The organism is Pseudogemmobacter sp. TB195, from assembly GCF_058313095.1.
In genome coordinates this window covers 81,604-96,256 of the sequence record NZ_JBZEGG010000007.1, presented here as the reverse complement: position 1 = coordinate 96,256, position 14,653 = coordinate 81,604, and the positions used below count along the sequence as shown (strand labels likewise).

Below are 14,653 nucleotides of genomic sequence, written 5' to 3'. Positions count from 1 at the left end.
TGCTGCCATGAGCGGGGCCAGTGAGCCGCAGCGTCTTCCGGTGCTGCCGCGTGAGATGCTGGTGCCGCCGCGGGTCGAGGCACCTACCTGGGGGCTGGTCGTGCTGTGCTACGGCGGCTGGCTGGCGGCGGGGGTCTGGCTCTGGCCGGCCCTGCCCTGGCTTGCGCTGATCGTGATGGGCGTTGCGGTGGCGCTGCAATCCTCGCTGGCGCATGAGGTGCTGCACGGCCATCCGACCCGGAACGCAGGGTTGAATGAGACCCTGGTCTGGCTGCCGATCGGCATTTTCTACGCCTATCGCAGCTATAGGCTGACCCATCTTCAGCACCATAATGACGAGCGCCTGACCGACCCCTATGATGATCCCGAAAGCTACTATGTCGCGCTTTTCACCTGGGCGCGGATGCCCGGAGTGTTGCGGCTGGTGCTGCGGGTCAACAATACGCTGCTCGGGCGGGTGGTGATTGGCCCATGGGTTGCGGTGATCGGTTTCACCCTGGCAGAGGGCCGCCGGATTTTGGCGGGTGACGCCAGGACCCGCAACGCCTGGGCGCATCATCTGGCGGGGCTGGCGGTGGTTCTGCCCCTTATTCAGTTCGGGATGGGCATTCCGGTCTGGCTCTACATGCTGGGGCCGGGATGGATCGGGCTCGGGCTGATCGCGATTCGCAGCTATTGCGAACATCAATGGGCCGAAGACCCGAATGGGCGGACGATCATCGTCGAACGTTCGCTCCTCGCGCCGCTGTTTTTGTTCAACAACCTGCATTTCGTGCATCACAAATTGCCGCGCGTGCCGTGGTATCGGCTGCCCGGAGCCTATAACGCTGCACGGGATGAGTGGCAGCGGCTGAATGGCGGCTATGTCTTCCCCAGTTATTACAGCATATTGCGCGCCTATGCCTGGCGGATGAAGGAAAATGTCCCGCATCCCGCCTGGCGGCGGGAGGAGACAGGCAGTGCAGAACCGAGCAGAGATGACAAAGCTGTCTGAAACAGGCCGCCCCGCCGCCTATTGGTTCTGGTCCAGCCTGCCCGGGCGGGATTCCATGCTGTCCCAGCTGACAGAGTTCCGTGACGCCGGGTTCAGTCGCATCTATATCCAGGCACGGCCTTCAATGCCCTTGTCGCTCTACCTGTCGGACGGGTTTCTCGCGGCCTATCGCGACGCGGTGGATATCATGGGCAGGCTCGGGCTGAAGGCCGGGCTTTATGATGACTATGCCTGGACCAGTGGTCAGGCGGGGGGACGTGTGGTCGATGGCGCGGATCACCTGCGCGAACGTCATGTTTTCTGGGCCGTCAGCGCCGGGGCCGAGGCGCATATTTCCGGGATTACCGCGACTCTTGGCGCAAGCCTTGGCCCGGCGGTGCGCGACTGGATCCATGAGGGCGGCCATCCGGTCTGCGCCGATTGGGATCTGGCCGCGGCGGTGATCCTTCACCCCGATGGCCGTGTCGAGGAGGGGGTGGCGCGGCTGACCTCGACAAGCGAGACCGGCGTCACGGCGCGGATCGACCACCTCCCCGAGGGCGCGCGCTGGATCCTCTTTGCTGCGACCCGCATCGCCAGCTCGCGGGTGATCAATTATCTGCTGCCCGAAGCCGGTCAGCGCTTTGTCGAGCGTGGGCTGCAGCCCTTTGCTACCGTTCTGGCAGGGCTGATCCCCGGCGTGGTGGATCAGTTGTTTTTCGACCAGCCCGCCCCGGTTCTCTACCGCTGGAACGAGGCCGAGGGGAACCTGCTGAACAGCTTCCTGTGGTCTGAAGACCTCGCAGCCGGGATTGCGGCGCGGGGGGCCATCGGTCCGCAACTGGTCGCGCTGCTCTTTGACACCGGGCCCGGGACCTCTGCCACGCGCAGCCATATCTGGCGGCTTTATACAAGGCTGATCGGGGAGGCGTTTTTCGCGCCGGTCCGGGCGTTTTGTGACCGCAACGGCCTGGCGCTGACCGGGCATGAGATTTTGCCGCATGTCGCCTCTTTCGCGCTGAATGGCGGGTTTTCCTCGATTGATCCGCGTGTGGCGCTGGCGGCGGATTTCTTCGGGATGGACGCATGGCGTGATATCACGGCGGTCGATGTCAACAACCTCGGCCCGCAGCTGGCGCCGATGCTGGGGGCCAGTATCGCCCGCGCCTCCGGCCGGCGCGGCTGTCTGACCGAGCTTTACCTGACAGCGGAGCGCAGCGAGGCCCGTGCCGCCGGTCAGTGGGAGATTACGCCCGCCGCCCTGCGCGCGCAGATGATCCGGCTGCATCTCCTGGGCGCGGGCCAGGTGATCCTGCATGCGCTTTATGCCGATGCGGGCGACGGGCGCTGTGAGCCGCTGGCCAATATGCGCTTTGATTTTGCGCCGGGCTATAATCTGCAACCCTGGTGGGGGGTGATGCGGGCGCTGAATGACGAGATCACCGGGCTTGCGGGGTTTCTCGCGGGCGCGGTTCCGCAGGCACAGGTTGCGCTTTTCTACCCTTACGAGACCGCCCTGACGGAAGGGCCGCGCCATGATCATGCCCGCCTGTTCGGCGCCTGGGCCGAGGCGCTCTGGCAGCTTGGTCAGCCGCCGCTGATCCTTGATGAGGCGGGTCTTCAGCGCATCACCCCTGGCGCCAATGGGCCGGAGCTTTATGGCAGCCGCCTTGCGGCCCTTGTGCTGCCAGCGGTCACGGGCTTTGCCGATCCGGCAAGTCAGGCCCGCATTGATGCGCTGCCGCTGCCGGTCTGGCGCGGCGCGCCGGATCTGCCCGGGCTGCACCGCTTCCTCGCCGACGAAGGGCCGGTGGTCACGCCTGAGCCCGGTCTGTCCCGTGATCTGGTTTCCCATCTGGCCGGGCGCGATGCGACGGGCGCATGGCGTCTGGTTCTGTTCAATGACAGTGCTGCGCCGCTCCGGGCGCAGATCAACCTCGGCGGCGGGTTTTACCATAATGATGCGCCGGAGGCACTCGCCGGGCTCGATCTTTACCTCGAACCGCAGGAATTGCGCTGTCTGCGGCTGCGCGAGGCTGGCTTGCCCGAAGATCCGGCCAGGACGCTGACCGAGCCTGTGCCGCGCTGGCATCGCGACAGGCTCGACAGCGCCTGGACCCTGCAAACCCGGGGCGAGGCGCGTCAGATCAGCGTCTGCCGGGGCTGGCAGGATCAGGGCGATGCGGATTTCTCGGGCATCGGGATCTATGAGACCCGCTTCACGCTGGCAAAGCCTGCCGCGCCGCTGCTGGAACTGCCAGGTCTCGCCTGCGCGGCGCAGGTCTTTCTTGACGGGCGCTATGTCGGCCGGATCTGGCACCCGCCCTGCCGGCTTGCCCTCGGCATGCTGGATGCGGGCGTGCATCACCTCAGGCTTGAGATTGCCAATACCGCCGCGAACCGCTTCTATGCCGGCACCCCCTGGCAGGGCGCGCTCTGGCCCGATGCTTCGGGGCTGACCGCGCCGCCTGTGCTGCTGACGCCCGTTTCGTGAGGCCCCGATGTCGATGACCACGACCCTGCCGCTTTCGCGGCTCTGGTTCACCTGGGGCGAGCGGCCCGCCGAGATGATCTTTCAGCCGCTGGGGCTCAGGGTGACGCCGGTCCTTTATTCGACAAGGGCGCGCAAGACCTCGCTGATCGAGCCACGGGCGGATGTGGTGCGGCTGGGGGCGCATCGGGCGGATGGCGGTTTCGCGGGGCTCGAGACCGAATTCGCCGGCACAAGGATCGGGTTTCAGGCGGGAGCCGTTGATCCTTTCGTTATCCGTGGTGCCTGGGAAGCGCGTGAGACCGGCGAATGGGGGGCGAGGTTCTGGGTGGTGCTGGCGATATCCGCCGATGGGGCGGAAGCGCGGTTCGACAATGCGGCGGGGGCGGTGCTGATCCGCATGGGCCATCGCTGGGCCGCGATTATCAGCCGCGATCCGGCGATCGTCGTATCCGGCCACCCGGATCTGGGCGCTTTGCGTGAGGATCTGGAAGAAAACGGCTATTTCAGCCTGGAGAGCCGGGCGGAGGCCGCCCCTTTGCTGGCATTGCGTTTCAATCTCGACATGATGCGAGACGGCGCCTGGGCGGCGGCGGTGGCCGACAGCGAACTTCTGGCTGTGGCGGGGGCAAAAGCCGCGCTGGCCGCACCGGCGCCTGTACCCGGGTCGCTGCATGAGGGGGCCGCCGCCGGTGCGCTGGAGGCCATTCGCGACATCACCGGCTGGAACACGGTCTGGGACACGGAAAATCATCGCCCCTATACCAAAGTGACGCGGATCTGGAATCTCGGGCGCTATGCGGTCTGGTATAATGACCAATGCTATGCCGCGCTGCTGGCGGGCGTGCTGGACCCCGATCTCGCACGGCAGAATATGGCAGTGGCGCATGGAGGCGCTACGCCGCAGGGGAATATCGCCTGTATCGTGACGTCGAATGACGCCTGGGTGGATCGCAGCCAGCCACCGCTTGGCGCGCTGGTGGCCTGGTCCCTGTTCCTGCGCCTGGGCGAGCGTTCGCTTCTGTCGGCGCAATATGAGATTTTGCTGAGAAACCATCGCTGGTGGCGGCGGGAACGCGACCCGGATTCGAGCGGCCTGAACTCTTGCGGATCGTCGGATGTCGGCGCGGCGCTCTATCAGGGGACCCATTTCGGCGCCCGGAATGAGACGGGGATGGATAACAGCGCCACCCATGATGAGGCCGTCTGGCAGGCAGAGAGTCGCAGCCTCTCGACCTGGGATCTGGGGCTGAATTGCGTGGTTGCGCTGGATGCCGAGATGCTTTCGCTGATCGCGGCAGAGCTGGGCGATACCGCCACCGCGACCGAGATGCGCGAAATGGCCGGGAAGCATCGCCGGCTGATCCGCGAACAGCTCTGGGACGAAAGCCGCCAGATCTTTGCCAACCGCCAGCGCGGCGGGGCATTTGTGAAATCGCTGTCTCCAACCAGCTTTTACCCGCTTTTATGCGGCGCGGCGGATGCCGGCCAGCAGGCGGCACTGATGCGGCATATGGAGGATGCGGAGACCTTCCGCAGCCCCTGGCCCCTGCCCAATGCCACCCGCGACGATCCGGCCTATCAGGACAATGTCTATTGGCGCGGACGGGTCTGGCCCAATGTAAATTACCTGGTCTGGCTGGGCCTGCACCGCGCCGGCGAGACCACGCGTGCCGCGGGTCTCGCAGCGGATAGCCTGGCACTTTTCCGCAAGAACTGGGACGAGGCGCGGATCGCGGGCGAGAATTACAGCTCCGAAACCGGCGAGGTGCTCGACCAGGGCGATGCCGATGGGTTTTACGTCTGGGCGGGGCTGTTGCCACTGATGGCGGTCGAGGAAATCTGCGGCTTTTCCCCCTGGACCGGGTGGAGCCTGCAAAACGGGCCCGATTGCCGCATGGGCCCGCTGGAAAGCCCGCTCGGGCCGGTGGTGGTGAGCCGGGAAGGGGGGGTGCTGACGCTGTCAGACCCGACGGGCCAGGCGCGGCTGGTCAGCGATATCGCGGGTCCGCTCAGGCATATCCGCTTTGGCGAGGGCTGTTTCAGCTGTGAAATTCCCGCCTGCGAGGCGGGCCGCCTGAGCCTGCCGCAGATCCGGAGGTCGGATGTGCTGGCGGTCGAACTGGATGGCGCCCCGCTGCGCCAGGACCCCGGCGATGGCCCCTTGCAGCTGAGCCTGTCGGCGACCAGAGCCGCCCGGCTTTCAATCTGGTTTCGCAATCCCCGGCATGGTGCTTGACAGGGACGGAGTTGCGCTGTCCCTTGCGGGGCAAGATCGCAGGAAGATCAAAGGCCCGGAGCCGTTCGCGCCCGCATGGCCTTCAGGGAGGGAGACGGGAAATGAAACTCAGCAGACGCGCAATGGTGCAACTGATGGGCGGCACGGTGCTGGCAACGACGCTGCTGGGGCCGCGTCGCGCGCTGGCGGCGACGAAGATCACCGTGCTGAACTGGCAGGGCTACGGCACCGACGAGAAATGGGCGCTTGAGGCCTTTACCGCGGCGACCGGCATCGAGGTCGTGCATGATTATTTCAATTCCGAAGCCGAGATGATCACCAAGCTGGCGACCAATCCCGGGGCCTATGATGTGGTTCTGATCAACTCGGCCCGGATCGCACAGGCGGCGGGGCAGGGGCTGATCCAGCCGGTCGATTTCGAAAAGATCCCGAATGCGGTGGGCCTCGCGCCAAAGCTCAAAGACCATGACAATATGCAATATGAGGGCGAGACCTTTGGCTGCGCCTGGGTCTGGGGGATGAACGGGCTGGGCGTCCGGGATGGCAAGACCGATCCCGACAGCTATGCCGCGCTGGCGGACCCGGCCTGGGCGGGCAAGGTCGCGCTGTTCGATGATGCGGTGACCGCTGTGGGCCTTGGAGCACTGGCGACCGGTCAGGACATGAATGACCCGAAGGATCTGGAGGCGGTGAAAGGCTTCCTGCAATCGGTGCGCCCGAACCTGCACAATCTCTGGACCTCGGAAGACCAGTGGAACAAGGCATTCGCCGCCAATGAGTTCGATCTGTCGGTGGCCTGGTCGGGCGGCGTTGTCCGCTCGTTCCGCAATGGCGGTCTGCCGGTGCATTTCGTGGTGCCGAAAGAGGGTGCGATCGGCTGGCTCGACGGCCTCGCTGTGCCGACCACCGCGCCCGATGTCGATGCCGCCCATGCGTTCATCAATTACATGATCGACCCGGATTTCTATTTCCGCTGGGCGACCGAGGTGGGCGCGCCGGCTTCGGCCAATGTCGATGCCATGGCAAAGCTGCCCGAGGATGACCTGATGAAACAGGTCCATAAGGCGGAATATATCGACACGATGTCGATCATGTCTGCCCTGCCGGATGCGCGGCGCGACACATTCAACGCGCTCTGGCAGGAAATGAAAGCCTATTACGCCGCGAAATGAGCGCAGGCCCCGCCACCACAGCCCCCGCCCTGAACATGGGCGGGAGGCGCCTGCCGCCCTGGGTTGCGACCACGGCGCTGCTTTTGCCCGCCTATGGGTGGCTGCTGATCGCGATCTTCCTGCCCTTGGGCGCGATGTTCCTCTTTTCCTTCATGACCGCCACACCCATCGGCAACAAGGAAATCGGCTACACGCTTGATCAGTATAAAATATTCTTTACCCAGCCCTATATGTGGCAGGTGGCCTCCTGGACCTTCCAGATCGCTTTCGCGACTACGCTGATCTGTGCCGTGACCGGATTTCTGGCCGCGCTGGCGCTGGCGCGGTCGGGCCTTGGCCGGTCGCAATGGGTGTTTCTGATCCTGATCCTGCTGCCATTCTGGACCAATGGGCTGGTGCGGATCTTCTCCTGGACCATGGTGATCCGCGAAGGCGGGTTTCTTGACGCGGTTGTGCAATTTATCCTGCCCGAGGCCGCATCGGTCGGCTTTCTCTATTCCCGCCCGGCAATCGTGCTGGGCCTGGTGCATGGCTATCTGCCCTATATGGTCCTGACCTGCTATATCGCGATCTCGACCATTGATGATGCGATTGTCGAGGCGGCGGAAAGCCTTGGCGCGCGGTGGTGGACGATCCTTGGCCGCATTCTGATCCCGATGGCAGCGCCGGGCCTGATCGCCGGATCGGTGCTGATCTTCGTGCCGGTCGTCGGCGCGTTTATGGAGCCGCGCATCCTTGGCGGCCCGCAGGGCGTGACACTGGGCACCGTGATCGAGGACAGTTTCACGCAAGGCTTCAACTGGCCACAAGGGGCCGCGCTTTCCTTCATGCTGCTCGCGGTGGTTCTGGCAATTTTCGCGACCTTCTCCGGCGTGTTGCGCCGCAATGCGGAGTTGTGAGCGGATGAAAGCCTTTGGTCGCGTCTATCTCTGCCTGTTGATCTTCTTCCTCTACCTGCCCATCGGCGTGATGATCGCCATGGGCTTTAACGCGTCGCCCTATTACCAGCTGCCATTTGAATTCTCGACCCGCTGGTGGCATGAGCTGTGGCAAAACGCCGAACTGCTCGAGGCGGGGAAGAACTCGGTCATCGTGGCCATAATCGTGACGCTGATTGCGACGCCGGTCGGAACCGCTGCCGCCGTGGCTCTGCATCGGCGCGAGTTTCCGGGGCGGAATTTCCTGCGCGTGATGCTGCTTCCGCCCATCGCCATCCCCTGGCTGATCACCGGCACCGCCATGCTCGTGATGTTTTACTGGAGCGGCATCGGTCGCGGCTTTCACGCCATGCTGATCGGCCATGTCGCGCTGGCCATTCCTTACGTGGTGCTCGTGGTCTCGACAGGCCTGCAAACCATCCGCCAGGATCTCGAAGAGGCCGCGATGAGCCTGGGTGCGACGCCGCTTTTCGCCTTTTTCCGGGTGACTTTGCCGTTGCTCACGCCCTCGATCATCGGCGCGGCGCTGTTTGCCTTCGCGGTCTCGCTCGATCAGTTCGTGATCTCGTATTTCCTGGCCACACCCGGCTATACGACGCTGCCGGTGAAAATCTATTCCGCGATCCGCAAAGGCTTCACCCCCGATATCAACATCATCTCGACGGTGCTTTTGCTCGCATCAATGGCGCTGGTGCTGATCTATTTCATCTTCTCGAAGTTCGGAGCGAAAGATGTCCGACGTTAAGCTGACGGGCATCGCCAAATCTTATGGCGGCAGCCCGGTTCTGACCGATATCACCGTCGATTTCCCATCGGGGAGCTTTACCAGCCTCCTCGGCCCGTCCGGCTCGGGGAAGACAACGCTTCTGAGGATCATCGCGGGCTTTATCACACCCGAGGCGGGCCAGGTGACGATCGGCGGCGAAGACGTGACCCGCATCCCGGTCTGGGCCCGCAATATCGGCATGGTGTTCCAGTCCTACGCGCTGTTCCCGCATATGAGCGTGCGCGACAATGTCGCCTTCGGCCTTGGCCGGCGCGGGGTCAAAGGTGCTGAAGCAAAGCGCCGCGTTGATGAGGCGCTGGAGATGGTGCGGCTGCCGGGCTTTGCCGACCGCCTGCCGAAACAGCTTTCCGGTGGCCAGCAGCAGCGCGTCGCGATGGCCCGGGCGATTGTGACCGGGCCGAAGGTGCTTTTGCTGGATGAGCCGCTTTCCGCGCTGGACCGGCGGCTCAGACAGGAGATGCAGGTCGAGCTTCTGAGCCTGCAACGCGAGATCGGTGTCACGACGATCTTTGTCACCCATGATCAGGAAGAGGCGCTGACCCTGTCGGATCAGGTGGCGATCCTCGACCGTGGGCGCATCGTGCAGATGGGTGCACCGGCGGCAATCTATGAACGGCCCGCCACCCGCTTTGCCGCCGAATTCCTTGGCGATGCCAATTTCTTTGCCGGTCGGGTAGAAGGTGGCGCGATCACAGTCGCCGGACACCGCATCACCGCGCCGGGCCTGCCCGAGGGCCGCGACGTGACACTGGCGGTCAGGCCCGAAAAGATCAGCCTTGATGCCACCCATGAAAACCAGGTGCGGGCGAAGGTGCTGAACGCGATCTATGCGGGCGCGAACCTGACCTATCTGATGGAAGGGCCGGGCGGCCAGCGGCTGAAGGTCTTTGCGCAAAATGCCGATGGTGTGATCCTGGCCAATGGCGCTGAGGTCACGCTCAGCTGGCCCGCCGCGCATACGATCCTGGTGGAGGGCTGAGATGCGCGACACGCTTCATATGGTCATCGACATGCAGCGGCTGTTTGATGAGGAAACCGTCTGGCATACGCCGATGCTGCGCGAGGTGCTGCCGAATGTGCTGCGGCTTTGCGAGGGGTTTCGCGGCCAGAACGCCTTTGCGCGTTTCGTGGTTCCCGAGACGGCCGAGGCGGCAACCGGCACCTGGGCGCGCTATTATCAACGCTGGGATATGCTGACCGGCGAAAGGATTGACCGTGCTCTGCTCGACCTTGTGGCGGAATTGCAGCCCTTTGCGGCGAAAGCGCTGGTGATCGACAAGCTGGTCTATTCGCCGTTCAAGGTCGCGGGCGTGACCGAGCGGCTTTTTTCAGACGGGATCCGCCATATCGTGTTTTCCGGGGTGGAAACCGATGTCTGCGTGCTTGCGGCGGTGATGGATGCGATGGATCTGGGCTTTGACGTGACGATTGTCACCGATGCGGTCGGCAGTTCCGCCCGCGAAGCGCATGAGGCGGCCCTGCGCCTGATCTACCCGCGCTGCGAGGATCAGATCCGGCTGGCGACGACTGACCAGATCCTCAGCGAAAGATAGCCCGCCCCGTGCCTTCGGGGCGGGCCTGTTTCAATGCGGCGCTTTCGACAGTCGCTGCACCACTGCGATGAAGCGGTCGACCTCATCGCGCGTGTTGTAAAACGCGAGCGAGGGCCGCACGGTCGTCTCCAGCCCGAAGCGGCGCAGGATTGGCTGTGCGCAATGATGGCCGGTGCGCACCGCGATACCTTCCTCATTCAGCGCAACGCCCACCTCATGCGTGGTATAGCCTTCCAGCGTGAAGGACAGAACCGAGGCCTTCTCGCGCGCCGTGCCGACCAGCCGCACACCTCTGATCGGGCGCAGAAGATGGGTCGCGTAATCCAGCAGCTCATTCTCATAACGGCCGATATTTTCGATCCCCCAGCCCTCGACATATTCCAGCGCGGCACCAAGGCCGACCGCATCGGCGATGTTCCCGGTCCCGGCCTCGAACTTATTCGGCGCGGGCTGAAAGCGGGTGCGCTCGAAGGTGACATCCTCGATCATATTGCCGCCGCCTTGCCAGGGCGGCATGTCGTCAAGGATCTCGGCCCTGGCCCAGACCGCGCCGATGCCGGTGGGGCCGAAAATCTTATGCCCCGAAAAGACAAAGAAATCCGCGCCGATATCCTGGACATCAACCCGCATATGGCTGATCGACTGTGCGCCATCGACCAGCGCCTTTGCGCCATTCCGATGCGCCAGATCGACGATCTCTTTCACCGGCACCACCGTGCCAAGTGCGTTCGAGACCTGCGTGACCGCGACAAGCTTCACCTTCGGCCCCAGGAGGCGCTGATACTCCGACAGGATCACCTGGCCATCCTCATCAACCGGGATCACCCTGATCTTCGCGCCGACCGCCCAGGCGAGCTGCTGCCAGGGCACGATATTCGCGTGATGTTCAAGGTTCGAGACGATGATCTCATCGCCCTCGCCGATATTCTTTGCGCCCCAGGACTTGGCGATCAGATTGATCGCCTCGGTGGTGCCCCGGGTAAAGATCACCTCATTCACCGAGGGCGCATTGATGAAGCGCCGCACGGATTCCCGTGCCTTTTCATAGGCATCGGTGGCGCGGGCGGCGAGCTCATGCGCGGCGCGATGGATGTTCGAATTCTCATGCTCGTAGAAATACGAGACCCGTTCGATCACCTGGCGCGGCTTTTGCGTGGTGGCTGCATTGTCGAACCAGACGAGTTGCCGCCCGTTCACCCGTTCCTGCAGGATAGGGAAGTCGCGGCGCACGGCATGGACGTCAAAGGCCCCGCGCTGCGGCTGGCTTGCCGGGGCCGGGCGCGCGGGCGCCTGGTTGTCTGCCAGCAGTGCGCGCAGATCATCGGCCCCGGGCAGGCCGAAACTGCGGGCCGAGACGAGGTCCTCTCGCGGCACATCCGGCGCTTTGGACTGGGGCGCGTAGGGGGTAGCATCGGCGAGGAAGTAGAAGGGCGTTGCGCTGTCCGTTGTGGGTGCTGCACGCGGAGAGACCTGCGGCACGCCGAGCGAATGGCCTCCGAACCTTCCGTTCAGCGCGGATGGCACGATGGCGGCGTGATCGGGCAGGCCGTTTGTCGCCACCGCTTTGGGCGCCAGCGAGGGCGTTGAGGCCAGCACCGCCGCGCCGTCCTGCGGGTTGGCTGGCGCGGCATTTGCCCCGGGCGCGAAGGCCCCGGGCAAAGCTGGGCCATTTGCCAGCGGCCCGGGCGAAAAGCCCGCCGGCTGCGGATTGGCAGGCACCGGGTTTGACGGCAAATGCCCGCCAGAAGACGGTCCCCCATTCCCTGCCGCGCCCGGAAGCGCGGCAAAGAATTGCGAGGCGAGGCTCGTCAGGGCTGCCACATCGGGCAGACCCTGCGGCACGACATCCGGCGCGGGAAGCGGGTTACTTATAGGTGTCGGGATAGTCATGGAACTTGCCGATCTCCACATCATCCAGCACGGCCAGGGCATCCGGCGATTGCACGACGAGGCTGCAATAAAGGCTGATCAGGTAAGACGCGATCGCCGAGCGGTTGATCCCCATGAAACGCACGGACAAGCCCGGCGCCTGTTCGCCCGCCAGCCCCGGCTGGTAAAGGCCGACCACGCCCTGGCGCTTGTCGCCAACCCGGATCAGGAGGATCTTGGTCTTGCCATCGACCACCGGCACCTTGTCGGAGGGGATGATCGGAATGCCGCGCCAGGTCAGGAATTGCGAGCCGAACAGCGACACGGTCGGCGGTGGTACACCGCGCCGGGTGCATTCGCGGCCAAAAGCGGCGATGGCATCGGGATGGGTCAGGAAAAACGCGGGCTCTTTCCAGACTTTCGCGATCAGCAGGTCGAGATCATCCGGGGTCGGCGCGCCGGTCAGCGGGTAGTTGACCTGATCGGGGTGGACATTGGCCAGCAACCCGTAATCCGGGTTGTTGATCAGCTGGCCTTCCTGGGTCTCTTTGATGGTCTCAATCGCCAGGCGCAGCTGCTCTTTGACCTGGTCAAAGGGGCTGGAATAGAGATCCGAGATACGGGTGTGAACGTCGACGATGGTCGAGACGCCATTGAGAAAATACTCGCGCGGGGTCTCATCGTAATCGACAAAGGTCTGCGGGAGTTCAGATTCATCTTCGCGCGCGGTGCAGGCGACATGCACATCCTGCGGGTTTTTCACCGTGTTCAGCCGGTAGATCCCGGCCTCGACCGGCAGCCATTGCAAGAGATGGACAAGCCAGCGCGGGCTGATTGTTGAAAGGATCGGAACAGTTTTGGTGGCATTTGCAAGCTGCCGGGCGGCGTTGTCGCCAAGCGCAGATTGCGGGGAGAGATCGGCCATAAGGCGCTCCGCTTGAGGGGGTGGGGGAGGAGAGGCGTGAAACTGTGTTCTCTTTTGTATATCTTTGGTGGAATAAACTTCCAATTCAATCAATTTGTGTAGAATATTTTGCCATAAACGGGAGGGGGGTCAGGCAATTTTGACATGTCCATTCTCTGGCTGCCCCTGCGATTGCGATCTGGCCTGCGACACCATGCTTCTGGGGGGGACATCGCCGGTGATCCAGACATTGCCGCCAAGGACCGATCCCTGACCGATGGTCACCCGGCCCAGCACCGTGGCGCCGGAATAGATCACCACATCGTCTTCGATGATCGGATGGCGGGGCAGACCTTTGACCACATTGCCCTGTATGTCGGTGGGAAAGCTTTTGGCGCCCAGCGTCACGCCCTGAAACAGCTGCACCCGGTCGCCGATGATGGCGGTGGCGCCGATCACGGTGCCGGTGCCGTGGTCGATGAAAAAGCTCTCGCCGATGCGGGCGCCGGGATGGATATCGATGCCGGTCTCGCCATGTGCCATCTCGGCAATCAGCCGCGCGATCAGCGGCAGGCCAAGGGTGAAAAGCCGATGCGCGAGCCGATGGTTGATCAGGGCGCGCAGACCCGGATAGCACAAAAGCACCTCATCAACCCCGCGTGCAGCCGGATCGGCGCGGAAGGCGGCGACAACATCGGTGTCGAGGACCCGGCGAATCCCGGCCAGGCTCTGGATGAATGCGGCGACGATGGCCGGGGCGGCATCGGGCGCAGGCGCTGCGCCGGGGCCAAGATAGCGGCGCGCCCAGTCAAGCTCGCGCGCGGTTTCGCGGGTCAGGTCCTGCGCGGCGCGCGCGAGGGTGATTGCAATGAACTCATTCTCGTTCTCCTGGCGCAGATCGGCCGGGCCAAGCCGCATCGGGAACAGAACCGCCCGCAGATCGGTGACAATCGCCGCGACACGTTCGGGTGAGGGCAATTCGCGCGGCCCCGCCTCTTCAAGGCGCAGATGTGAGACGCGCCAGTCATGGCGGGCTTCGGCGAGGCCGGCGATGGTCGCCGAAATATCTTCCGCGAAACCGTCATGGTCGCGGGCAGGGATGGGCATTGCTGTCTCCGTAAAACCAGGGATGGCGTGGCCCGGGGGCCGGAAGGGCGGCGTTTTAATCCTGGTGCCAGGGCAGGCCGTGAAAGCGCCAGCCGTCGGCGGTGCCGCGGTGGCCGGCGGCATCCAGCTCGCCCTCGAAGCCCTCGGCCACGCTGAAGGCCTGGGTCCAGCCGGCTTTGGTCAATGCCCCGGCCGCCAGCGCCGATCGTTTGCCGCTGCGACAGATAAGCAGGAGCCGTGCCGTCTTATCCGGCACCAGCGCCGCCACCTGGCGGGCGAAATGCGGGTTGCGGTTCATCGCGGTTCCGGTCGCCCAGGCGACATGCAGCGTGCCGGGAACGCGGCCGACATAGGCGCGCTCTTCCACTGTGCGCACATCGAGGATCACCGCCTCGCCGCGCGAGACAAGATCCCAGGCGGTGTGGGGCGCGATGACCCCGGCAAAGCCATCCTGCGCCACGGGAACCGCGGAAAAGCTGGTATCGGCACGAAGATTCATCATCACACTCCCAGTTTTCTGGCCCTGGCTGCGGGGTCCGCAAACCGCCGGGCCGGGCCCGCAACGGGGTCAGGATAGCGCTGGAAATCCCCGGTCAGGAACAGGTTTTCGCCCCGTTTTG

Annotated in this window: 12 protein-coding genes; 8 read left to right on the top strand and 4 right to left on the bottom strand. The window is 64.2% G+C overall.

What is annotated here, in order from left to right:
- Window positions 1–7: 7 nt before the first annotated feature.
- The 8 genes from AC4FS3_RS09130 to AC4FS3_RS09095 all read left to right on the top strand — a co-directional run bounded on the left by AC4FS3_RS09130 (window position 8) and on the right by AC4FS3_RS09095 (window position 10,153).
- Window positions 8–994, top strand: coding sequence for a fatty acid desaturase (locus AC4FS3_RS09130; RefSeq protein WP_491020284.1), 987 nt, complete (start codon window positions 8–10; stop codon window positions 992–994).
- The gene (locus tag AC4FS3_RS09125; RefSeq protein ID WP_491020283.1) at window positions 960–3,467 is read left to right on the top strand and encodes a hypothetical protein; all 2,508 of its coding nucleotides are present in this window, start codon (window positions 960–962) and stop codon (window positions 3,465–3,467) included. The genes AC4FS3_RS09130 and AC4FS3_RS09125 overlap by 35 nt, the downstream gene beginning before the upstream one ends.
- 7 nt (window positions 3,468–3,474) lie before the next feature.
- The gene (locus AC4FS3_RS09120) at window positions 3,475–5,703 is read left to right on the top strand and encodes an MGH1-like glycoside hydrolase domain-containing protein (RefSeq protein ID WP_491020282.1); all 2,229 of its coding nucleotides are present in this window, start codon (window positions 3,475–3,477) and stop codon (window positions 5,701–5,703) included.
- A gap of 101 nt (window positions 5,704–5,804) precedes the next feature.
- Window positions 5,805–6,875, top strand: coding sequence for an ABC transporter substrate-binding protein (locus tag AC4FS3_RS09115; RefSeq protein WP_491020281.1), 1,071 nt, complete (start codon window positions 5,805–5,807; stop codon window positions 6,873–6,875).
- Window positions 6,872–7,774: an ABC transporter permease gene (locus tag AC4FS3_RS09110; protein WP_491020280.1), complete on the top strand. Its 903-nt coding sequence runs from the start codon at window positions 6,872–6,874 to the stop codon at window positions 7,772–7,774. The genes AC4FS3_RS09115 and AC4FS3_RS09110 overlap by 4 nt, the downstream gene beginning before the upstream one ends.
- Before the next feature lie 4 nt (window positions 7,775–7,778).
- The gene (locus AC4FS3_RS09105; protein ID WP_233092526.1) at window positions 7,779–8,558 is read left to right on the top strand and encodes an ABC transporter permease; all 780 of its coding nucleotides are present in this window, start codon (window positions 7,779–7,781) and stop codon (window positions 8,556–8,558) included.
- Complete coding sequence (locus AC4FS3_RS09100; protein WP_491020279.1) at window positions 8,545–9,579, top strand: ABC transporter ATP-binding protein; 1,035 nt, start codon at window positions 8,545–8,547, stop codon at window positions 9,577–9,579. Before AC4FS3_RS09105 ends, AC4FS3_RS09100 begins: the two co-directional genes overlap by 14 nt.
- A 1-nt stretch (window position 9,580) precedes the next feature.
- Window positions 9,581–10,153, top strand: coding sequence for a cysteine hydrolase family protein (locus AC4FS3_RS09095; protein ID WP_491020278.1), 573 nt, complete (start codon window positions 9,581–9,583; stop codon window positions 10,151–10,153).
- Between the two features lie 30 nt (window positions 10,154–10,183).
- On the opposite strand, the gene AC4FS3_RS09090 is transcribed toward AC4FS3_RS09095, so the two are convergent.
- The 4 genes from AC4FS3_RS09090 to AC4FS3_RS09075 form a co-directional block, all read right to left on the bottom strand.
- A complete protein-coding gene (locus AC4FS3_RS09090; RefSeq protein ID WP_491020277.1) occupies window positions 10,184–12,043 on the bottom strand; it encodes a family 2A encapsulin nanocompartment cargo protein cysteine desulfurase in 1,860 nt (619 codons plus the stop codon).
- Window positions 12,018–12,947 (bottom strand): family 2A encapsulin nanocompartment shell protein, encoded by a 930-nt coding sequence (locus AC4FS3_RS09085; protein WP_249498595.1) that lies wholly within the window; start codon window positions 12,945–12,947, stop codon window positions 12,018–12,020. Before AC4FS3_RS09085 ends, AC4FS3_RS09090 begins: the two co-directional genes overlap by 26 nt.
- A gap of 129 nt (window positions 12,948–13,076) precedes the next feature.
- Window positions 13,077–14,033, bottom strand: coding sequence for a serine O-acetyltransferase EpsC (epsC, locus tag AC4FS3_RS09080; RefSeq protein ID WP_491020276.1), 957 nt, complete (start codon window positions 14,031–14,033; stop codon window positions 13,077–13,079).
- Window positions 14,034–14,088: 55 nt separating this feature from the next.
- A complete protein-coding gene (locus AC4FS3_RS09075; RefSeq protein WP_491020275.1) occupies window positions 14,089–14,532 on the bottom strand; it encodes a rhodanese-like domain-containing protein in 444 nt (147 codons plus the stop codon).
- Window positions 14,533–14,653 lie beyond the last annotated feature (121 nt).